We start from the raw sequence: 20,309 nt of genomic DNA, 5'->3' as shown, positions 1-20,309 counted from the left end.
CCTCCCGCACAGGGTATTCGCCCGGAAGCCCCGGCCCTGCCGAGGCAGTCGACGGTAACGCTGCGGCGGACATCGCGCGACCATCCGTAGCCCAGTTGTCCGGGTTCACACGCGATATCCTTCGACGGTCTCCGGTGCGAAGATCTCCGCCGGCTCCAGCAGCTTCTTCGAGAGGCCCTGTTCGTAGGAGTACCGCAGAAAGGTGCGCAGAGTCCTATCGTTTGCTTCGACGCCGTAGGTCCAGTAGTCGCTGCCCATGAGCTCGGTGGTTCGCTCGACCTCGGTATAGAGCCACGGTAGCGAATAACGCAGCGCGTTGGTCTCGCCCAGTGTGGTCATCGCCTGTTCTCTGGCTCGGTCGAAAGAGTCGTACAGGGAGCGCGCGAGCCACGGGTGACGTCGATAGAGCTCGCGCTTCAGCGCCACGGTGTGCATTATCGGAAAGACTCCGGTGGAGCGGAAATAGTCTTCTTCGACCCGGCGTGTATCGGAGAACAGGCGACGTATTTTGGGATGTCCTTGCGCATAGGGCGCCGGAGTGCGGGCCGAGTAGAGGGCATCGATCTCGCCGTCGACGAGCATTTCCGCCAGGGTGGCACCCGCGGGGATGGGTTCCACTCGCGCGGTGATCCCGTCCGGCAAAGGGATCTTCTCGGTACGTCCCGGCTCGTGCAGGCCGCCGGTCCGATAGCGCACAGCGTCGACGGGAACGCCGTGATGCTCGGCGAGAATACCGCGGATGAACACCGCCGCCGTCATCTGATATTCGGGTACGCCGACGATCCCTCCGATCAGTTCGGACGGCTCGGTGATGCCGGAGTCGACATTGATATAGATCGCATTGTGCCGGAAGGTCCGCGAGGGGAACACCGGGATCGCGACGAAGTCGTCCGGGTTCATCACGTAGGACGACAGCGACAGTTCGGCGACATCGAACTCTCGGTGGCGGAGCATTCGAAAGAAGATCTCTTCCGGAGCGAGGGGAAGATAGGTCAGATCGACGCCGAGCGGCCGGACAGCTCCTGTCCGCAGGGCCTCGGTTCGGTCGTAGCGACCACAGGCGAGGGTAATGGGAATCATCGCAGGTCTCCGTTGCCGCTGTCGTGGACGGTTGTGTCACGTGCTGTCTCGCCGACCTCGACCACCCGCTGCAGGTATCCGACGAACTCCCGGCGCTCGTCATCGGACAGACAGTCGACGAGTCGGTCGGTCATCCGGGCCGCGGAGATCGAGATACGATCGAACAGCTCCTGCCCCTCTCCGCTGAGACTGTGCAGGTTGCGTCGCATATCGCGCGGATCTTTGGTCCGATGCAGGTAACCGCGAACGGTGAGACGGTTGATCACATCGGCGGTCGTGGAGGTATCCAGCGATGCTTCTCGGGCGACGGTGTTCTGGTCGGTTTCCGGGTGCGCGGCGATTACGCTGAGCACGGCGAACTGCGTGGAGGTCACCTCTGTCGATACCTGGGCGACCCACATCTGGTTGTGTATCTGCTGAGCGCGGCGGATCAGATGGCCGGGCTGCTGGTACATGTCGACCTCGGGAATACCGTCTCGCTGCGCCGTCATGCCCGTCGCTCCGCGCCGGGCCGGTCGCTGTAGGCAACAGCGTCGTGCGCAGAGACTGTCACCTCGAGCCTGCCGATACCCGAGATCTCCACTGCCACGCTGTCCCCGTCGGCCAGAGCACCGACGCCGGCCGGAGTTCCGGTGGCGATGATGTCGCCCGGATGGAGGGTCATCACCGAGCTGGCATAGGCGATGAGGGTGGGCACGTCGTAGATCATCTTCGCGGTACTCGTGTACTGCCGTAATTCGCCGTTCACCCAGCAGTGGAGTTCCAGGGAGCCGGGATCGCCGACTTCGTCACTGGTCACGAGCTCCGGCCCGAGAGGAGTGAAGGTGTCGAACGACTTGCGGGTCGAGCGGTCCTCGGTGGACCGCACCGTGATGTCCAGCAGGCAGGTGTAGCCGAAAACATACTCCAACGCCGTGGACGGAGAGATATGACGAGCGGTGGTACCGATGACGACGGCGAGTTCCCCTTCGTAGTCGGTTCGCTTGTCCGAGTACGGCAATCGGACCGATCCCCCGCTTTCGAGCAACGAGGACGGCGCCTTGAGAAATACACCCCAGTCCATGATGGTGTGGGCGTCGGGCATCTCGTCGACATGGTCGTAATAGTTGGCAGGTGCGCCGATGATCTTTCCCGGCCGCGGTACCGGAGCGGACCACAGCGCTTCTCCTCCGAAGATTTCGTATCGCATGATTTCGGTCCTCAGCTTCCTCTGATCATCTGGATGGTCTTCTGTACTTCGGCCCCCTGCTGGGCGACGGGTATCTGCGGGATGATCTCGGCGCGGATATCCTCCAGGGCCGGCAGATTCGGCGGCGCACTGGTGCCCGGCCGCGCTCCGTAGACTCCGGTCTCGGAGATCTCCTCCTGCGCTTCGGCGGTGAACAACCAGTTGGCGAACAGCTTGGTGGCGTTCGGGTTCGGACCGCCCTTCAGCAGACACAGGTACATGGTGTCCAGCCGCGCGCCCTCGGCGGTCGGAAAGACGAATTCCACCGGCAGGTTCTTCTTCCGGCTGGTGGTGTACACGCCGGTATTGTTGACCGCGAGGACTTCTCGTTCGCCACGGGCCACCGATTGCTCGGCCAGTGCCGAGGTATCGACGACGAGCGGGTCATTGGCGAGCAGGCCCCGGACCCAGGCCTGGTCGAGTTTGTTCTCCTTGACGAGATTGGAGATCATCAACGCCGTGGCGCCCACGACATTCGGGTCCGACATGGCCACTCGACCGTTCCATTTCGGATCGGCCAGTTCTCGCCAGCTCTTCGGGGCCTGATCGGGACCGAGTTTCTCACTGTTGTACTCGATGCCCACCCCGAAATGCGCGAACGCGTGGTAAGTGTCGTCGGGAGCTACTTGTTCCGAGGTCAGGTAGTCGGCGGTGAACGGCCGGTACGCCTCACAACGCCCGGCTCCCGCGGTCAGCGCGGTCCCGGAACCACCGTGTGTCTGCACCGAACCGACATGCTGTCCACTGACGAATTCCTGATCGAGCCGGGTATTGAGTTTCTCCCCGAACAGCGGCTCGGCAGTCACCTCGATGCCGGGATACCGGCGCATGAACGCGCGGTAGGCGGGTTCGAAGAACTCCTGCCCCGGTCCGTAGACGACGATCTGGGTTTCATTCGCTGCCCGAGCGGCGGTATAGAGGTCGGCGAGCCCTTTCTGTACCTCGGCGTTACCGAGCGCTGCCGGGTCGGCACCGCCCGCGGTCTCCGGTGCGGTGTTGCATCCGGCGACCAGCAACGCGGCAGCGATCGCGGCGACGGTGTAGCGGACACAGCGCGTATAGCGAACGGTCATCAGTCCTCCTCGACAACCAGGGATGACATGGGCGCCAGAACAACATTCACCGCGTCCCCGGGCGACCAGCGAATCGGGACGGGCATACGGACGGTGAGATCGTGGTGACCGACGCGAACCCGATACTCGACCTGATCGCCGAGATACGACACGGTGATGACCACTGCGGGGATACCTTCGTCGCCCCCGGCCGCCAGGCCGATGCTGTTGGCGCGCATCGCGAGAGCGACAGCGTCTCCAGCTCGATGTGTCGTGGTGGCGGCGGAGCGCGCCAGGATTCCCGACGGGAAACCGTCGACCTTCACCACGGTGGCCTCATCGGTGACCTCGACGACGAGTCCGTTGAGGATGTTCTCGAATCCGACGAAATCGGCCACGAAGCGGTTTACGGGTTCGGCGTAGATTTGTTCCGGTGTGCCGATCTGGTGAATCGCGCCGTCGCGCATCACGACGATACGGTCGGCCAGGGTCAGCGCCTCGATCTGGTCGTGCGTAACGTACAGCGAAGTGGTGGCGACCCGCTCGCGCATAGCGCGCAATTCGGCACGCATAGCGGCGCGCATCTTGGCGTCCAGGTTGGACAGCGGCTCATCGAACAGCAGCAACGCAGGACGGCCGACGATCGCCCGGGCCAGCGCAACACGCTGCTGCTGACCGCCGGAAAGTGCTCCCACCGAACGGTCGGCCAGATGATCGAGTCCGACTATGGCCAGCGTCTCGCGCACCGACTCGGTGACCTCCTTGCGCTTGCGACCGCGCATGCGCAAGGGGTAGGCGACATTCGCCTGCACACTCAGATGTGGCCACAGCGCGTAGCTCTGGAACACCATGCCGGCGTCACGTTTCTCCGGTGGCACGAATCGGCCGCCGGATCCGGAAACGACCGTTTCTCCATCGATGATGATCTCGCCGGCGTCCGGCTTCTCCAGCCCCGCGACACACCGCAAGGTGGTGGTCTTGCCGCAACCGCTCGGCCCGAGGAGAGTAACGAACTCCCCCTCGGAGATATCGAGGTCGAGATTGTCTACGACACAGTTCTCACCGTAACGCTTCGTCAGCCCACGGATGGTGACAGCCGCCATGACCGCTGTGCTCCTAACGTGATTCGGGATGCGGCCTTCACCGCGACGTAGATCAGGCCACCGGTTGCGGTGACGCCGAGTATCAGGCAGAACAGTGCGGCAGCCTGCGTGGATTGCCCCTGCGTGTTGAGCTGGAACACCATGACCGCGACGGTTTCGTTGGTCGGTAGCGACAGCAGAATCGGCACTTCGAGATTGCCGGCGATCTGGATGCCGGTGATGAGCCAGGCCGCTGCGCAGGCGGGCAGGATGAGCCGGACGACGATGCCGGTCGCCGCTCGTAGGGGCGAGGCGCCGCTGACCCGGGCCGATTCCTCCAATTCGGTGCCGACCTGTGCCAGTGCGGCGTCGACGGCACGACCGGCCACCGGGGTGGACGCGATGATCAGGCCGATGAGTACGATCCATACCGTGCCGAACAGGCCGCGTAGGAAGGGCACGGTCAAGAACGCCCACACCAATCCCAGTCCGAGAATGATGCCGTGCGCCGCCCAGGGCAGCCAGGTGGCCAGTTCCAGGCTTCGCCGCATCCGGACGCCCGAGTGTCGGCCGACCATCCCCAACAGCAGTGAGATCACGACCGCCAGCAATCCACCGACTATCGCCAAGACTGCGGTGTTGGCGATCGCGGGCACGACACCGGGGTCGGCCAGCAGCATCCGATAGTTGTTCAGGCTGAACCGATTCACCCCGAACAGCGGTTGCAGCGATCCGAGCACGATCTGCGCGACGGGCAGCACGAACGCCAGCAGCGCGTAGGCGACGATCACGGCGTTGCACAGCCAGGTTCCCCGCCCGATATCCCATGGCTCGGGTTTGGCGCCCTTACCCGAGACCGTGGTGAACTGGCGCCGGTCGAGCAGCCGCCACTTGATCGAGACCAGCACGACCACTGCCGCGATGAACAACAGTGCGAGCGAACTCGCCGCCGCGTAATTGGGCGGTGTCTCGTTGGTGACGAAGCCGTATATCTGAGTGGACAGCACCGAGAAACCGGCCGGCCTGCCGATTATCAGCGGAATCTCGAATGCGATGAGGCCGATGATGAACATGATGATGAAAACCCCGAGCACCGCGGGCGCCAGCACCGGGATGTTGACCGAGAGGAAGGTGCGTATCCGGCTCGCGCCGGATATGAGCGAGGCCTCCTCGAGCCGGCGGTCCATCGCGAGGAACGGACCGAGCAGGATGAAATAGCCCAGCGAGCAGATCTTCAAGCTCAGCACGAACCAGGTTCCCCAGCCACCGGCGACGTGCACGATATCGTCCGGCAGCCCGACAGCACCGAGCAGCTGGTTGAGCAACCCGAACTCGGGCGTGCCGAGCAGATTCCAGCTGAGCGAGAAGAACAGCGGCGGTGTGGCGAGCACGACCACCATCAGCGGGGTGACGGTCCGGCGTAGTGCGGCGTTGGTCCGGGAGACGATCCAGGCGAACACCACGGCGAGCGCGGTGGCGCCGAACCCGGTCGTCACCGCCAGCCACAGCGAGCTACCCAGGGTCCCGTAGGTCCGCGGATCCGAGAAGGCCGTAGTGAATCCGTCCAGGGTGAACGAACCCGGCATACCCGGAGCGGCTGTTCGGAACGCCGCGTATATCACCATGACCAACGGCAGCACGTACATCGACGCGGCGGCTGCCAGCAGTCCCGCTCTGCCGAGGGCGGAGCGTGTCATGACGACCGCCAGTGCAGGGCCTGGAGGGCCAGCCGGTATCCGCGCCAGCCGGCACCCGCGATATACACCGCCGCCACCGATGCGAACACATCCTGGCGATTGCCGGGGTCGTGTACGAAGAGCTGGGACAGGTGGACCACCGCGACCGGCAGTCCGGTATCGGCCAGCGCGGTGGCCAGCGAATATCCGGCCTTGGTCAGCCCCGCGGGGTTGACGATGATTCCGCCGTCGAGCTCGTCCTGGCGCTCCTGGAGGAAATCGATGAGAGAACCCTCGTGATTGGACTGGTACTGCTCGACCGTCACGCCGAGTTCACCGGCGGTTGTTTCGATATCGGCTTCGACCTCGGCCAAGGTGTGGCGGCCGTACCGCAGCGGGTCACGTTTTCCGAGCCGGTTGAGATTGGGGCCCTGCAGCACCAGATAGCGCATCAGATCTCTCCTTCGCCGTACAGCCAGTCGACATGTGTGTAGTCGTCGGCCGCCCGGGCGGCCAACATGTGGTCGCGCAACCGTGCGCCCAGCCCGCCGAGGTGGCAGAACTCCCCCATCTCCCGGGTCACCCGATGCACTCTGCTCGTACGGGGAAACCGGATCGCCTCGAATTTCTTCAGCGCACCGGTGATATCAGGGCCGGAGTCGGTGATCGCTTCGGCCAGCACGACGGCATCCTCGAGCGCCTGGCACGCCCCCTGGGCCAGATACTGGTGCATCGGGTGTGCCGCGTCGCCGAGCAGAACGATACGACCGGAGGCCCAGCCCGGCCGCGGCTCTCGGTCGCACAGCGGCCACTGCTTGCTCAGATCGAATTCTGCGATGGCCGTGCGCACGTAGTCGCATACGGAATCGAAGCGGGCGAGGAACTCCTCGGCGTCACCGGTTCCCTCGGGTTTGAAGGATGCCACCCGGTTGAGTACCGAACCACCGCGCACCGGGTATTGCATATAGTGCAGACCGTCGCCCACATAGAGGGTGACCGCGTCCTCGACGCCCTCGGGACGCGGCCCGGGACCCCGATAGACGATGTACGGATCGACCAGCGGCTTCGCGTCGTCGAGCACGAATCGACGGACCGTCGAACGTAATCCGTCGGCGCCGACGACGGCGTCGCAGGTGTAGATCGCGCCCTTGGCGCATTCGACAGTCACCAGATCGTCGGTCTGCTCCACCCGCACGACTTCGCTATCCGGTATCAGCTCGACCGAGCCCGTGGCCGCGCACGCATCGACCAGGGCCGCGAGCAGGTCGGCGCGATGCAGCACGGTGTACGGCGCGCCGTAGCGGGTGACGAATTCGGGCCCGAAGTCGATCGCCCCGATATCTGCGCCGGTATAGATATCGCGCATCACCGCGCGGGTGGGCCGCACTGCGGTATCCACCAAACGGTCGACGACCCCGAGGCGGGTCAGCGCCCGCCAGGCGTTGGGACCCGCCTGCAGTCCCGCGCCCACTTCGACGATCTCCGGTGCCCGTTCGAGGACCCGGACGCCGACCCCTTTCTTCGCCAGCGAGAGCGCCGTGGCGACACCACCGATTCCGCCGCCGACAACGATGACCCGCATCAGACCAATTCCTCTCGGTACAGCCCGAACGGTTCCAGCAGCGGCCGGTCGCTCATCGCGAACAGCACCGTCTCCTCGCCTGGGTCGGCCACGTGCGAGTGCCATGTCCAGGACGGGACAGCGAAGAAGTCGTTCTCCGCCCAGTCGAAGCGCTCGCCCCCGAGGATGCTGTGGCCGGAACCGCGAACGACGCAGAAAATCGTGCTCGAGGTGTGCCGGAGCGAACGTGTGCCGAATCCGGCCGGCAGCAGGTGGAGATAGCAGGCCATCGTGGCCAGAACATGGCCGCCGGTCTGTGGATTCGTGTACTCCAGTGTCGCACCGCGGTACGGGTCGGTGCCGTCCGCGGCGAGTCGGGTGAGGGCTGCATAGCAGGTGTCCCACTTGTAGTTCATCAGCGGGGAGTGGGCGGCGGTGCGCTTATCGTCGAGGGGGCGCATTCCCGAGCCGTAGCGCCGGATACTGAAACCCTCGGGCTTGGTCAGCGGCTGCAGTTGCTGGTCCGGGTAATCGGCGTAGAAACTCGCCCGCATTCCTTTGACGAACGGCACGTCGAGCCCGTCCAGCCAAACCATCGGTTCGGTGCCCTCGTGGCGGTGGTCGTGCCAGGTCCAGCTGGGGGTGAGTACCAGATCGCCGGGCTCCATCAGCACCGGCTCGCCCTCCACGATCGTATGGCCGCTGCCCTGCAGCATGAACCGGATCGCTCCGGGGGTATGTCGGTGCGCCGGAGCCGTTTCGCCCGGTTCGACCAGTTGATATCCCGCGACCATCGTATGGGTCGTCCCGAATACCCGGCTCGGATTGAAGGCATTCAGGGCCCGGCGGTCCGCGTCGCCACCGAGATCGACCACTTCCGAGGCTTCCGTCAACAAGGGATAGAGCTCGCGCCACCGCCACAGGTGCGGCACCTCGTCCACCACCGGTTCCGGGGCGGTTGTGCCTGGAATCCGCCAGAGCGGCGCCACTTTCGCTTCGTGTAGGCGGCGGTAGTAGTGCTCGCCGAGACTCTGTTCGGCCTTCGGGGTCATCCGGTTCTCCAATTAATCCGTGTACGTAATATCCGTGTACTGAATATCTACGGCCAGGGCGCTTGTGTCAAGGGTCACTTATGCCCACCAACGTGACGCACGACATAGCAGCCCACACGCGCCGCCGCACGACCACGAGTTTTCGAGGAAGGCACCAACGTGAACACTTCGGCCGATCGAGCGCGAGTGATCGTCGACGAGCTGATCCGCGGCGGGGTACAGGAAGCGGTTCTGTGCCCGGGAGCGAGGACCAGCGCGCTCGCCCTGGCATTCCGGAGCGCCGAAACCGCCGGACTCGTCCGGCTGCACCTGCGCTTCGACGAACGCGCCTGCGGTTTCCTGGGCATCGGTCTCGCGGTGGCCGAGGCTCGGCCGGTGCCCATCCTGACGACTCCGGCTCTCGCCGGCCTGGCCCCCGCGATACTCGAAGCCGATTACGCGGCGATCCCCCTCGTGGTGTTGACCACCGGTCCGGCGCCTTCGCCGGAGGAGCCGCTACACCGCCGAGTTCGCGCGTGTGTGCGGCTCGCGCGTACCGACGCCGAGCAGTTCGCCGTGGACGGCCACGAAACCGGCGGTCGGCACCACAGCGTATGGCGCTCCGATATCTGCCGGGCGCTGGCGGCCGCACACGGCGAAGCCCTCGGTCGCCCAGGGCCGGTATGGGTGGACGTCCCCGCGCCCGACGCGCTCACCGGCCCCGCACCCGATTGCTCCTATCCCGCGGACCGACCCGGTGGCCGGCCCTGGACGACGAGCAGGCGCGCCACCGTGGAGATACCAGTGCGGATCGACCTGAGTCATGACACCGTCCTGATCTCGGGACACGGCGCAGACCCGCAGCCGGAGCTGGCGGGATTGCCCGCCGTCACCGAACCGACCTCGCCCCCGCAAGGGCCCGCCTTGCACCCACTCGCATTGCCGTTCCTGCGACCGCGCCAGGCGATTGTGGTCGGCCGACCAACTCTGCACCGCCAGGTATCGGAATTGCTACGTGACCCGTCGGTCACCGTTTACAGTCTGACGCCGAGCCCGCTCTGGCCCGATGTTCCGGGCACCGTCACCGCAGCGGGCACGCGCGCGGCCCCCCTCGGAACACCACACCCGGATTGGCTGTGGCGCTGCGGCGAACTCGGCCGCCGAGCTCACCGGGCAGTGCGAGCCGAACTGAAGCGGCATTCCCACCCCACCGGCCTGCACGTGGCCGCCACGGTGATGGACGCGCTACGCGTCGGCGACCGTTTACTGCTCGGCGCATCCAATCCGGTCCGCGACGCGGCACTGGTCTGGAGCCCGCGCACCGGCATCGAGGTTCTGTCCAACCGCGGCGTGGCAGGGATCGACGGCACGGTCTCGACAGCCGTCGGCGCCGCACTGACGCATGGGGGTCGTACCATCGCCTTGATCGGCGACCTGACCTTCCTGCACGACGTCTGCGGTCTGCTCATCGGTCGCACCGAACCACGACCGGACGACCTCACGATCGTGGTCGCAAACGATAACGGCGGCGGGATCTTCGAACTTCTCGAACAGGGCGACCCCGCATATGCCGGAATATCCGAGCGGATCTTCGCCACCCCACACGGGGCCGATCTCGAAGCACTCTGCGCTGCCTACCGCATAGCCCACCGCCGGGTGACCACGGCCGAGTTGGCCGTCGCGCTTCGGGGCCGGGCCGGCGGCCTGCGTGTCCTGGAGGTCGCCACCGAACGATCGAGCCGCCGAGATCTGCATATGGCCATACGCACGGCAATCCTCCGGAACGAACCGATCGCGGCAGCGCACGCCGCTGCTCCTACGGCTTCGGCGCCGTGAGGTCCACATCGAGGTTGTCCCGCCCTGCGCAATCGATCGCCGCCCGCTCTGCTCCGCGATATCTCTGATGCCTACGCATACGGACTTCGTATGGTTCGGCCGAACCACAGCCGTACCGAAACGGATGAAGTCGAAGGTCGGGTGTGAGGGTGGCCCACCCCGTGAAACGCGACTAAAATCCGACTACATGTCGGTTCGGCACCGAACGCGGACTGGAAATATGCCGGCGGTAACGGATGAGTTCGTGGGCCGGGATGCCGAGTTGGATCGAATAATCGGCCTATTGCGGCGGTCGGCCCGATTGATCACTTTGACCGGCGCCGGCGGGATCGGCAAAACGCGGTTGGCGAGCGAGGCCGTTCGTCGCATTTACAGAGCCGAGGAAGTACCCGTTTTCTGGGTGCGCTTGGCTCGGCTGACGAAGGACGCGAGCCCGACCGCGGTGGAGGAAGAGATCGCCACCACGATCATCGGCCTCGATCTCTCGGGCCGGCCCGGATGGGATGCCCTTGTCGACAGGTTGAACACACCGCCCGACTCCGGCCGCGACCAGGTGATACTCGTGCTGGACAACTGCGAGCATGTGCTCGACGGCGCCGCCCGGGTGATCGCAGACCTATTGGAAGCAGTGCCTCGTGTGAGTATTCTGGCCACCAGCCGGGCGCCTATCGGTTGGCTGGACGAGTACGTGGTGAAAGTCCCCTCCCTGTCACAGGGCCAGGCTCTGGCGCTCTTTCGACACCGTGCACAGTTCACCGGTAACACCATCGCCGGCAAAGAAGAGCTCGCGAAGGCCAATTCGATCTGCCGCCATGTTCACCACAATCCACTGTATATACGTTTGGCTGCGGCACGATTGTTACGACAACCACTGACGTCCATCATCGATGATCTCAGCGGTGCGCACACCGATAAACGCATGCGGTGGACGCACGGACCACGAGTAGGCGCGGAGCCTCGGCACAAGGGCGTACGGGACGTCATCGCCTGGTCCTATGACCTGTGCCTGGATCAGGAGCGTTTGCTGCTCGACCGAATGTCGGTTTTCGCGGCCGGATACGACGCGAATCCCGATGATGTCGTCTCGCCCCCGGATGTCGGAGTCGATCTGGAGGCGATCGAGGCGGTCTGCGCTGACGGCCCCCGGGACGCGAAGGCCATCGAGGACGAGCCGACAGCGCTCCCACCGGAAGACGTGGAGGACGTACTCGAGCGATTGGTCGACCAGTCGCTGGTTACCGCCCACCTCACGCCCACCACTGTGCGGTACTCGCTACTCGAAAGCGTCCGGGTCTTCGCCGCGCGACAACTGCAGGAACGCTCCGACACCGAAATGGGCGCGCCCGCACGATTCACACGACGGCACCGGTGGTACTACCGGGACAAGATCGTCGCCGCACGGGCCGATTGGTTCGGCCCCTCCGAAAGGAACCTCATCACCTGGGTCCGCGGGGCACGCGACAACCTCGTCAGCGCCATCGAGACGAGCCTGGTTTCGAACGACCCGACCACCGGCCTCGAGATAGCCATCTGCCTGAGTGACATGCGGAACATCGTAGGGTCACCCCGCGAGATGCGCCGCTGGACCATCCACGCTCTCGAGGCCGTCCGAACGCACGCGCCGGAGACAACAGATCTGCACATCGATGCCGTGGCCGTAATCGGCTGGCTGGATCTGATTCAGGCCAAGAACGACGAGGCCGAGCGAATGCTCGACGAGAGTGTCGCCGCTGTCCACGACCAGCGGATCGGAAAGGACTGGCGGCAGGAACCCGAAACCGATATCGGTCTTCCACCCCGCGTCGAATTCCTCTGGGGCGCGGAACTGATGATGCTGCACCGAGACGCGGCCGCGGTCACCGTACTCGCACGCGCCCGGGAGAAATTCGGCACGCTGGGCGACCGGGCGGGTGAGGCCAGGTGTTCGGAGTTGGAGGCATGGGCCTCGTGCTTCGTGGGAGCAGCGCCACAAGCACTCGGGATCACCTCCCGCCACCTCGCGCACGCCACCGCCGCAGGCGCAGAATGGGCGACGGCGTGGGCGAAGCTGGCGTGCGCGATGGCGTTCGTCAAGAGCGACAGTCCTGCCGAGGCCCTCGACCTCAGCCGGGACGCACTGGAGTTCCTCCTGCGAACCGGCGACCTCTTCGGTGAAACGTGGGCTGTACGGATACGAATGTGGGCTCTGGCCCGAGTCACGGGCGATTTGCTTACGGCAACGACCGCGGACAGCAGCCGAGCTCGAGCACTTGCCACCGAAGCCGCCCAACTCGCAGGCGGAATTTCCACACTCCGAGCGTCACTGGGTTTCGAGAGAGGCGATATGGGGCCTTTCACCGAGAACAAGGCACTCGAGGCTGTCCGGCGTGTGCTGGGACGTGAAGCGTTCACGACAGCACTGCGGCAAGGGTCCCTGCTCAACGGAGAGCAGTGCGAAATCCAGCGGCTGGCACTGGGCACGCTGTCGGTGGACAGGCTGCCGACCGACCATCCCGCCCGCCCGGCAGTCCCCACACGGTGGCGTAAGTTGTCCGCTACCGAGCAGAAGGTAGCGATCATGGCGGCCGCCGGCGGGACGAACGCCGCCATAGCGGCGCGCCGGGGCACGTCCACCAAGACGATCGACGCGCAGATGGCTGCGATATTCCGAAAACTCGTGATCACTTCACGAAGTGACATCATCAAGGTCGCCCCGCCAGAGCAGGTTGAGCGGATACGGGCAGAAACAGCGAAGGAGATGCACCTCACCGGCGAGAAGCAGTTCCGCCCACGACCGCGGTGAGCCCACCCGCTCGGCATATCGGGTGTACGGATCGTGCTGCATCTCGTGCACGAACTGCGACGGCGCGGCGGCGACTTCGGGACCAGCTTGTCACTTGCCGCTGTAGACCGGGAACACGCTGTGCTCGCCGTAGTCCCGGGCTCGCATATTTCGCAGCGTGTCCATATCGTCGTCGGCGATCACGAAGTCGACCTGGGCGTTGCTGCGCATATGCTCGGGGTCGGCGGTCTTCGGCAGCGACACGGTACCCAGTTGCAGGGTGTAGCGAATACACAGCTGCGGAACGCTCACGCCGTACCGGTCGGCCATCGCCCGGATATCGGGGTTCTTCAGGATCTCTCCGTGCGCAATAGGCGAATACGCTTGCACGAGAATGTCCTTGCTTCGGCAGTAGGCGATGAGTTCGGCCGGGGTGTTGCCCGCGTGGACGAGCAGCTGGTTCACCTGCGGTGCGACGGTACAGTTCGAGACGATGTTGTCGAGATCGCGCTGTTCGAAGTTCGAGACACCGATCGATCGGAGTTTGCCCGCCCGGTAGGCCTCCTCCAGCGCACGCCAGGTCTCGCGATTGCCCTCGGCGTAGTCCCCGCCCCGGAAGTCTTTCCAGGGTTGCGGGCTATGGATCAACATCAGATCGATGTGGTCCAGCCCCAACGCGGCCAGCGAGCCGTCGATCGCGGCGGCCGCGTCGTCGTAGTTCTTGATCTCGGCCGCCACCTTGGTGGACACGAACAGTTCCGCGCGCGGAACCCCGCCGGCTCGGACTCCTTCGCCCACCCCTCGCTCGTTGCCGTAGGCCTGCGCGGTATCGATATTGCGATAGCCGATCGCGACGGCCTCGGTCACCGCGGCGGCGGCCTTGTCATCATCGATGAACCAGGTGCCCAAGCCCAGCTTCGGGATGTGTACTCCGTTCGACAGCGTGTACGTCTCGTTCAGAATCATGACTTGCGCGCTCCTTCGCCTCGAGGGTTTCCCTGGTGTAGCACGGTCCGCCGGCACCCGGGGTCCGGCTCGGCGTGCACGATCGGTTTGTGACCAGAACTACCGCAGGCACACGGTGCGACAGCTTCGCGAGCCGCCACGGGTCACCGGTCAGCCGGCCTCGCTCATCCGGGTCGCTCCGGCCGTCACTGCCCGTACCATCTCGGTACCCTGTCCGGGCGAGGCCCGCGGTGCCGAGCGCGGCGCCGGCGATACCGACATTGAACGCGACAGCCTCCTGACCGTGCTCTCGCGGCGGGCATCAGGACCGGGTCCGGGCCGGCTGTGGTGGCGCCGGTGTTCGCGGGGCACCCCGACGGCCCGCGCGATCCGGCATCCCACCGCGCTCCACACCAGATACTCCACCGACACGGACTCGGCGTCGGCGCGAAATACTCACTCCGCCCCTACTGCCGGCGCGACCTCCCCGGCGAACCAGCGCAGATAGTCCAGATACTCCTGTTCGGAGTCCACGGTGCCCGGCGGTTCCACGACAGTGCGGGTGATCCCGGCCTGCCGATAACCGCCGGAATAGACTTCGATCAGCTCGTCCCGGAAACTGTTCAGCTCTCCCACGGTCGCGTCGGCGAAGCCATTGCGCAGGGTGATGCCGGCGGGCGATTTGAGCCAGTTGACGTCGAAGCTGTCCTCCTTGCCGGCGAAGTCCGGCTGCTCGCGGATATAGTCCAGCAGTGGCGGGATCTCCACCAGCGTGAAGTCCGTCGGATTCGGCTGCCAGCCGTCGTAGCGCGCCGCGCGACGCAGGGCCGGCTTCGAATTCCCGCCTACATAGATGGGCGGACGCGGTTTCTGCAGTGGACGCGGCTCCACCGCGAGACCGGTGATCTCGAAGTACTTCCCGTGGTGTTCGGGTAGCTCGGCGGTCCAGAGGGTGTTCAGCGCCTCGAGGATCTCGTCACTACGTACGCCACGTTCCCGGAACGGCACTCCCAGCGCCGCGAACTCCTGTTCGGCGTGGCCGACACCGATCGACACATCGACCCGGCCACCGGAGAGCACATCGATCGTCGCCAACGACTTCGCGAGCCGTAACGGATGGTGATACGGCAACACCAGAACGGCCGCGTCCAACCGGATCCGGTGGGTCGCGGCGGCAGCGAACGCCATCACCGACAGAGCATCCTGCCAATACGGGCCCAACCTCGGTACCTCGAACAGCGGCATCGCGAGGTGCTCGGAAACCGATACGGCATGGAAGCCCGCTTCGTCCAGGGCGGTGAGGATACGCCGGAAACCGTTCGCGTCGAGCGTATGTGACCAGGAGTTCACGCCCGGAATATGGTTGGTTCCCGGCAGGATGACGTCGAATTTCATGGATTACGAGTCCTTTCGGATCGGCGACCGGCCGAGAAGGTGAGGCCGGGAACCGCGGCTGGGATTCCCCCCGCTCCCGTGGAGGCACCTGAGCAAGTCGATCAGTCGCTCCGTGTGTCAGCACCCGAGTAGTATCCGGACGCATCGAGGCTCGAGCTGTCCACTTACCGGGCAGGATGTCGTTCCGGACCGACCGGTACTCACCTGCCCGTGATCGCATGGTGAATGATCTGTGCCATGACCTGATGTGTTTCTGTCCTGGCGATGCCCTCGGTCTGCATTCCCCTTTGATGCGCCGCGACGTGTGCGAGCATCGACACCAGAACCGCTCCGATGGCTCGCGGCTCCGCCGAGTTCGTTTCACCGCTGTGCGCGTGGCACCTGCCGGCGGCATGGGTGATCTCGTCGGTGACCGCGCCGAGAAACCGTAGGCGCAATTCGTAGAAGCGCCGATCACCTTCAGCGACGAAGAGGTCGAGCACCCGGAGTATCGCCATATGCTCTTCCCAGAACGAGAGGAACTCCGACGCGAGTCGGTCGGCGCCGGTATACGCCGACGACCCGCTCCAGTCCGTCTCCCGGACGATCTCCGCCATACCTTCCCCCTCGTCGATCACGAGCCTGACCAGTTCGAGCGCGGCCGAGGCGATATCGGGGAAGTATTGATAGAACGTCGCTGTACTCGTCTGTGCCTCACCGGCGATATCCGCCACCGTGATTTCGTGGTACTTGTGCACCTGAAGTAACGCGGACGTCGACTCCAGCAGCTTCATACGCGTCGCCAGCCCCCGAGCCCGAGGTACACGACCATCGCTGGCCTTGACGTGTTGGGTATCGAGGCCAGAACTGTCCGGCGACATACTGAGATGCTCCCTTCGATCGACCGCACTACTCGCGCACGATGTAGGCGGATGGTTTCTCGGATAGACGGAACCTCGGCAGCGTGGCACCGTTATCGGGCTGTTCTTCGAAGAACACCTCTACACGCATGCCGATTGCTGCGCGGGTGGTGTCCTCGGCAGGCAGATCGCTGACCATACGAACTCCCTCATCGAGTTCGATGGTGGCACACACATACGGCACCCGATCGACCCAGGCGGGATGGAAAGCCCGGTGCGTAACGGTGAACGTGAAGATCGTTCCGCGACCGCTGACCGGGGTCCATTGCCAATCCGCACTGCGACAGTCCGGACACAACACACGAGGATAGTGGCGGTACACACCACAGTCCCTACATCGCTGTATCACCAGTACGTGACGGCGCGCGGCCTCCCAGAAGCCACGAGTCAGCGATGTGGGCTCCGGCGCCGGGCGCGGGATCACGACGCACGCCGCAAGGTCAGGACGGCACCGTCGAAGAAGTTGCCCTCGTTCACCACCAGAATGTTCTCGCATCCGGTGACTTGCCGAGCCGGCTCCACTTCGTCTCGGAGTTGGCGCACACCCTCGATGATGTGGTTCATACCCGATACGTGTGCCTCCGAAAGCGCACCTCCATGAGGGTTGACGGGGGTGCGGCCGCCCAAGCGGATATGGCCTTCCTCTACATAGGGTCCGCCTTCGCCCATGCCCACCACCCCGAGCGCCTCCAGTGCGGCGATAACATACCAGGTGAATCCCTCGTGGATTATCAGGCAATCTGCATCCGTCACGTCGATACCCGCCATCCCCAGTGCGCGGCGCGCAGCTACCCCTATCGCCGGCACACCGGCGACGTGTGGCTTCTGCGTAATCGACGTCGGCGAATTGCTGTGGGATGTTCCCACTCCCGATATCAGAACAGGCGGTTTTCGAAGATCCCGACCGCGCTCGGCACTGACGATCACCACTGCTCCCGCCCCGTCCGATTCCAATGAACAGTCGAACAAGCGGAACGGTGAGGTGATCATCCTCGAGTTCTGGTGATCGGCCAGTGTCATGGGCTTGCCGTACATGAGCGCATGTGCGTTCAGGTTGGCGTTCGCGCGGCTGTTCACCGCGACGTGGCCGAGTTGTTCACTGGTTGTGCCGAACTCGTACATATGGCGCTGGGCCGCGTGCGCGAACCATTGTGCGGCGCCGATGTTTCCGAGCGGAAACTCGAACTCGCGGACGGTCGCCATCGACCCCGCTGTCACGGCCTTGCCGGTCGACACCCGTTCACCGGAATATCCACGTCGGCCTGCCGGTATCAGGACGCAGGAGGCCCCACCCGTCGAGATCGCCATGCAGGCGGCCTGCACCGAGGCGATCAGGCTTGCGCCGCCGAGCTGAACCGAGGTGCTGAACGCCAGGTCCCGCAAACCGAGATTGACGATGAAGTCCTCGACCGTGGCCTGAGCCAGCGAACTGGGAATGAATCCGTCGACGTCGGCTACCGTCAAACCGGCATCGTCCAGCGCGCGCTGACACGCCTCCAAGTGCAGTTCGAGCGTGGACCTGTCTGTTCCTCGGGTGTAGACCGTCTGTCCGATTCCGACGATCGCACACTGAGCGGCCGGATTCATCGGGCCCGCGCTTCGGGAATGTCGGCCGGCGGAGTCGTCAGCCGTACCAGGGCGTCCAGCCCGATGACCCCATCGGCGCGCGCTAGCAAAGGATTGATATCCAGTTCCGCAACCTCGCCGGTCGCTGCGAGCTCGGCGAGGCGTAACACGGCATCGACCACCGCGGTCCTGTCGGCAGGCTGGGCCCCACGCCAGCCGTCGAGCAGCGGAGAGATCCGCAGTCCTGCCACCATTCTCTCCGCGCGTGAACGGGTGAGGGGCAGCACGGCGCGGGCGACATCGCGATACAGCTCGGCATCGACCCCGCCCGCGCCGACGAGGACAACCGGGCCGAGCACCGGGTCGACACTGATCCCGGCCAGTAGCTCGATCCCCTCCGACACCTGCTGCGCGATCAGGAAACCCTCGGCACCACGTGATCGCATATCCGCGGCGGCCGAACTCACGGCTTCGGGGCCGTCGAGCCCCGTTCGAACGAACCCGTGCTCGCTCTTGTGGGCGTGGCCACGGCCTTTCAGAACAACTGGATAGCCGATTTCGTCCGCGGCTGCACAGGCATCCGCAACGGTGTCGGCCGTCCGATGAGCGGCGAACTCGAAACCACGATCTTCCAACCAGCGGGTCGACCGGCTCTCGTCCAGCAGAGTGGTCGACTGGGCGCGGCGGGGAATATCGGGCAACGCGCGCGCCAGCCGAACAACTTCGCGAAGCTCCGGGTCTCGTGCCGGGTGCCCGAGCAACGCACGTGCGGCGCCGACAGCGTTACGAACATTCCGGAACACCGGCAGGCCGGCGGCCCAGAGCTCCCGGTACACCGGATGGTCGGTGGATGCCCCGTTCCAGATCGGCAGAATCGGCTTCTTCGCGGTTCGTGCGAACTCGACGAGGCCGGCGCCGACGGCCTCCGTGAGCCCGCCGCCCGGCGCGGGGACGGGGCACAGCATCACACCGATGGCGGCATCGCGTAAACACAACTCCAAGATGCGAGCCCCATTGCCGGCGAGCACGGCCACCCCGCCGTTGTCCACCGGGTTCGAGATGTTCAATTCCGCTGGAATCACCTCGCGCAGCAGGGTTTGCGTCGCGCTACTGAGCGGTGGAAGCGCCAGACCACCGACCGTGGCGAGATCACCGACATGCGCGGCCGAGCCGCCGGATACGCTGCACACCACCACCCCGTCCGCGGTGGGCAGCGGACAGCGGGCAAGCGCCGCACCGATCTCGATGAGTTCGTCGAAATCGTCGACGCGCACGACACCGAACTGCTCGAAGAAAGCGTCCCATACTTCGTCGGTGCCGACCAGATGCCCGGTGTGGGACTGGGCCATCGCCCGGCCGACCTCACTGCGCCCGACCTTCACCACAACGATGGGTGTGTCGTTCTCGATCGCGGCCACCGCCGCTTCTCGTAAGCGCCGGCCCGAGGTGAACCCTTCGATGTAGGCACTGATGACGGCGGTATCGGGATCATGCGCCAGGAACTCGACAAAGTCCGCCGCGGCCAGATCTGCTTCATTTCCGGTCGGTGCCCAATAGCTCAACGCGACGCCGAGCTGCTGTGCCTGGGTCAGCGGCCGCCCCTGAGCGCCGCTCTGTGAAATCACCCCGATCCGACGACCCGGCAGCTCATCGAGCGGGTCCCACGCGTTCGCGTTGGTGTTGGGTCCGATCAGTCGGGCGCCCGCCCTGTGCACCGCCCTGACCAGAGACCTCTCCCGTTCGATGCCCTCAGCTGTGCCGAGTTCCGAATAGCCGTTCGCGAATACCAGGAAAAAGCCGACGTCGAGCCCGGCATCTCTCGCGGAGTCCACCACGGCCTCGGCATCTCGCACCAGGATCAAGACGACGTCGATCGGCCCCGGTAGTGCGGCGAGGTCTGCCACCGAGCGAATATCGAAGACTTTGTCCTTGGTCGGATTCACCGGATAGAAGGCTGCGCCGATCCGGTTGGCATGTGCCAGCGCGCGGCTGGTGACGCTCGCCAGTCCCGCACGCGTGTCATGGGCCCCCACCACCGCGATGGACCGCGGTCGATAAAAAGTCCGAAGGTTCAATGGATCCGTAGAAACGATATTCGAATCCAGCACCGAATGTGTTGGCTCCGTCGTCGACCCGGTATTCGCCATATGGCACTCCTTGGTGATGCTACTACCCTGGGGAAAGGGCAGTCGACCTT

General features: G+C 65.0%; 17 protein-coding genes. 2 read left to right on the top strand and 15 right to left on the bottom strand.

Annotated features, from left to right (window positions below; genetic code table 11):
* Window positions 1–105: 105 nt before the first annotated feature.
* The 9 genes from ACWEWT_RS12295 to ACWEWT_RS12255 are packed head-to-tail and all read right to left on the bottom strand — an operon-like array spanning window position 106 to window position 8,731.
* A complete protein-coding gene (locus tag ACWEWT_RS12295) occupies window positions 106–1,080 on the bottom strand; it encodes an ABC transporter substrate-binding protein (RefSeq protein ID WP_452558420.1) in 975 nt (324 codons plus the stop codon).
* Window positions 1,077–1,571, bottom strand: coding sequence for a MarR family winged helix-turn-helix transcriptional regulator (locus tag ACWEWT_RS12290; protein WP_452558419.1), 495 nt, complete (start codon window positions 1,569–1,571; stop codon window positions 1,077–1,079). Before ACWEWT_RS12290 ends, ACWEWT_RS12295 begins: the two co-directional genes overlap by 4 nt.
* Entirely contained in the window at window positions 1,568–2,269 is a 702-nt protein-coding gene (locus ACWEWT_RS12285) for a fumarylacetoacetate hydrolase family protein (RefSeq protein WP_452558418.1), read from the bottom strand. Before ACWEWT_RS12285 ends, ACWEWT_RS12290 begins: the two co-directional genes overlap by 4 nt.
* Window positions 2,270–2,280: 11 nt before the next feature.
* A complete protein-coding gene (locus ACWEWT_RS12280; RefSeq protein WP_452558417.1) occupies window positions 2,281–3,381 on the bottom strand; it encodes an ABC transporter substrate-binding protein in 1,101 nt (366 codons plus the stop codon).
* Window positions 3,381–4,463 (bottom strand): ABC transporter ATP-binding protein, encoded by a 1,083-nt coding sequence (locus tag ACWEWT_RS12275; RefSeq protein ID WP_452558416.1) that lies wholly within the window; start codon window positions 4,461–4,463, stop codon window positions 3,381–3,383. The genes ACWEWT_RS12280 and ACWEWT_RS12275 overlap by 1 nt, the downstream gene beginning before the upstream one ends.
* Entirely contained in the window at window positions 4,436–6,139 is a 1,704-nt protein-coding gene (locus ACWEWT_RS12270; RefSeq protein ID WP_452558415.1) for an ABC transporter permease, read from the bottom strand. Before ACWEWT_RS12270 ends, ACWEWT_RS12275 begins: the two co-directional genes overlap by 28 nt.
* The gene (locus ACWEWT_RS12265; protein ID WP_452558414.1) at window positions 6,136–6,570 is read right to left on the bottom strand and encodes a type II 3-dehydroquinate dehydratase; all 435 of its coding nucleotides are present in this window, start codon (window positions 6,568–6,570) and stop codon (window positions 6,136–6,138) included. Before ACWEWT_RS12265 ends, ACWEWT_RS12270 begins: the two co-directional genes overlap by 4 nt.
* On the bottom strand, window positions 6,570–7,700 hold the full coding sequence (locus ACWEWT_RS12260) for an FAD-dependent monooxygenase (RefSeq protein WP_452558413.1): 1,131 nt from the start codon (window positions 7,698–7,700) through the stop codon (window positions 6,570–6,572). Before ACWEWT_RS12260 ends, ACWEWT_RS12265 begins: the two co-directional genes overlap by 1 nt.
* A complete protein-coding gene (locus ACWEWT_RS12255; RefSeq protein ID WP_452558412.1) occupies window positions 7,700–8,731 on the bottom strand; it encodes a cupin domain-containing protein in 1,032 nt (343 codons plus the stop codon). Before ACWEWT_RS12255 ends, ACWEWT_RS12260 begins: the two co-directional genes overlap by 1 nt.
* A 159-nt stretch (window positions 8,732–8,890) precedes the next feature.
* On the opposite strand from ACWEWT_RS12255, the gene ACWEWT_RS12250 reads away from it, so the two are divergent.
* Together ACWEWT_RS12250 and ACWEWT_RS12245 are read left to right on the top strand one after the other, a co-directional pair.
* On the top strand, window positions 8,891–10,546 hold the full coding sequence (locus ACWEWT_RS12250) for a thiamine pyrophosphate-binding protein (RefSeq protein ID WP_452558411.1): 1,656 nt from the start codon (window positions 8,891–8,893) through the stop codon (window positions 10,544–10,546).
* 124 nt (window positions 10,547–10,670) lie between these two features.
* Window positions 10,671–13,328 carry a helix-turn-helix transcriptional regulator gene (locus ACWEWT_RS12245; RefSeq protein WP_452558410.1) on the top strand — a complete coding sequence of 886 codons (2,658 nt, stop codon included), beginning with the start codon at window positions 10,671–10,673 and terminating at the stop codon, window positions 13,326–13,328.
* A 90-nt stretch (window positions 13,329–13,418) separates the two neighbouring features.
* Here ACWEWT_RS12245 and ACWEWT_RS12240 read toward each other — a convergent pair whose 3' ends face one another.
* From ACWEWT_RS12240 to ACWEWT_RS12215, 6 genes are all read right to left on the bottom strand, one after another.
* Window positions 13,419–14,273 carry an aldo/keto reductase gene (locus ACWEWT_RS12240; protein ID WP_452558409.1) on the bottom strand — a complete coding sequence of 285 codons (855 nt, stop codon included), beginning with the start codon at window positions 14,271–14,273 and terminating at the stop codon, window positions 13,419–13,421.
* Between the two features lie 435 nt (window positions 14,274–14,708).
* Window positions 14,709–15,647 carry a TIGR03619 family F420-dependent LLM class oxidoreductase gene (locus tag ACWEWT_RS12235; protein WP_452558408.1) on the bottom strand — a complete coding sequence of 313 codons (939 nt, stop codon included), beginning with the start codon at window positions 15,645–15,647 and terminating at the stop codon, window positions 14,709–14,711.
* A gap of 200 nt (window positions 15,648–15,847) precedes the next feature.
* On the bottom strand, window positions 15,848–16,507 hold the full coding sequence (locus tag ACWEWT_RS12230) for a TetR family transcriptional regulator (protein ID WP_452558407.1): 660 nt from the start codon (window positions 16,505–16,507) through the stop codon (window positions 15,848–15,850).
* Between the two features lie 28 nt (window positions 16,508–16,535).
* Window positions 16,536–17,042, bottom strand: coding sequence for a Zn-ribbon domain-containing OB-fold protein (locus ACWEWT_RS12225; RefSeq protein WP_452558406.1), 507 nt, complete (start codon window positions 17,040–17,042; stop codon window positions 16,536–16,538).
* Window positions 16,967–18,133: a thiolase C-terminal domain-containing protein gene (locus ACWEWT_RS12220; RefSeq protein WP_452558405.1), complete on the bottom strand. Its 1,167-nt coding sequence runs from the start codon at window positions 18,131–18,133 to the stop codon at window positions 16,967–16,969. Before ACWEWT_RS12220 ends, ACWEWT_RS12225 begins: the two co-directional genes overlap by 76 nt.
* The gene (locus tag ACWEWT_RS12215) at window positions 18,130–20,259 is read right to left on the bottom strand and encodes an acetate--CoA ligase family protein (protein ID WP_452558404.1); all 2,130 of its coding nucleotides are present in this window, start codon (window positions 20,257–20,259) and stop codon (window positions 18,130–18,132) included. The genes ACWEWT_RS12220 and ACWEWT_RS12215 overlap by 4 nt, the downstream gene beginning before the upstream one ends.
* Window positions 20,260–20,309: the final 50 nt, after the last annotated feature.

Source organism: Nocardia sp. NPDC003963 (assembly GCF_053605105.1).
The sequence above is the reverse complement of the archived record's forward strand: the minus strand, read 5'-3'. Positions and strand labels throughout refer to the sequence as shown.

What these genes read in the sequence shown, in the direction of transcription:
- ACWEWT_RS12295 (WP_452558420.1), bottom strand. Translation starts at nt 1,080, where the DNA reads ATGATTCCCATTACCCTCGCCTGTGGTCGCTACGACCGAACCGAGGCC.
- ACWEWT_RS12290 (WP_452558419.1), bottom strand. Translation starts at nt 1,571, where the DNA reads ATGACGGCGCAGCGAGACGGTATTCCCGAGGTCGACATGTACCAGCAG.
- ACWEWT_RS12285 (WP_452558418.1), bottom strand. Translation starts at nt 2,269, where the DNA reads ATGCGATACGAAATCTTCGGAGGAGAAGCGCTGTGGTCCGCTCCGGTA.
- ACWEWT_RS12280 (WP_452558417.1), bottom strand. Translation starts at nt 3,381, where the DNA reads ATGACCGTTCGCTATACGCGCTGTGTCCGCTACACCGTCGCCGCGATC.
- ACWEWT_RS12275 (WP_452558416.1), bottom strand. Translation starts at nt 4,463, where the DNA reads ATGGCGGCTGTCACCATCCGTGGGCTGACGAAGCGTTACGGTGAGAAC.
- ACWEWT_RS12270 (WP_452558415.1), bottom strand. Translation starts at nt 6,139, where the DNA reads ATGACACGCTCCGCCCTCGGCAGAGCGGGACTGCTGGCAGCCGCCGCG.
- ACWEWT_RS12265 (WP_452558414.1), bottom strand. Translation starts at nt 6,570, where the DNA reads ATGCGCTATCTGGTGCTGCAGGGCCCCAATCTCAACCGGCTCGGAAAA.
- ACWEWT_RS12260 (WP_452558413.1), bottom strand. Translation starts at nt 7,700, where the DNA reads ATGCGGGTCATCGTTGTCGGCGGCGGAATCGGTGGTGTCGCCACGGCG.
- ACWEWT_RS12255 (WP_452558412.1), bottom strand. Translation starts at nt 8,731, where the DNA reads ATGACCCCGAAGGCCGAACAGAGTCTCGGCGAGCACTACTACCGCCGC.
- ACWEWT_RS12245 (WP_452558410.1), top strand. Translation starts at nt 10,671, where the DNA reads ATGAAGTCGAAGGTCGGGTGTGAGGGTGGCCCACCCCGTGAAACGCGA.
- ACWEWT_RS12240 (WP_452558409.1), bottom strand. Translation starts at nt 14,273, where the DNA reads ATGATTCTGAACGAGACGTACACGCTGTCGAACGGAGTACACATCCCG.
- ACWEWT_RS12235 (WP_452558408.1), bottom strand. Translation starts at nt 15,647, where the DNA reads ATGAAATTCGACGTCATCCTGCCGGGAACCAACCATATTCCGGGCGTG.
- ACWEWT_RS12230 (WP_452558407.1), bottom strand. Translation starts at nt 16,507, where the DNA reads ATGTCGCCGGACAGTTCTGGCCTCGATACCCAACACGTCAAGGCCAGC.
- ACWEWT_RS12225 (WP_452558406.1), bottom strand. Translation starts at nt 17,042, where the DNA reads ATGCGAGAACATTCTGGTGGTGAACGAGGGCAACTTCTTCGACGGTGC.
- ACWEWT_RS12220 (WP_452558405.1), bottom strand. Translation starts at nt 18,133, where the DNA reads ATGAATCCGGCCGCTCAGTGTGCGATCGTCGGAATCGGACAGACGGTC.
- ACWEWT_RS12215 (WP_452558404.1), bottom strand. Translation starts at nt 20,259, where the DNA reads ATGGCGAATACCGGGTCGACGACGGAGCCAACACATTCGGTGCTGGAT.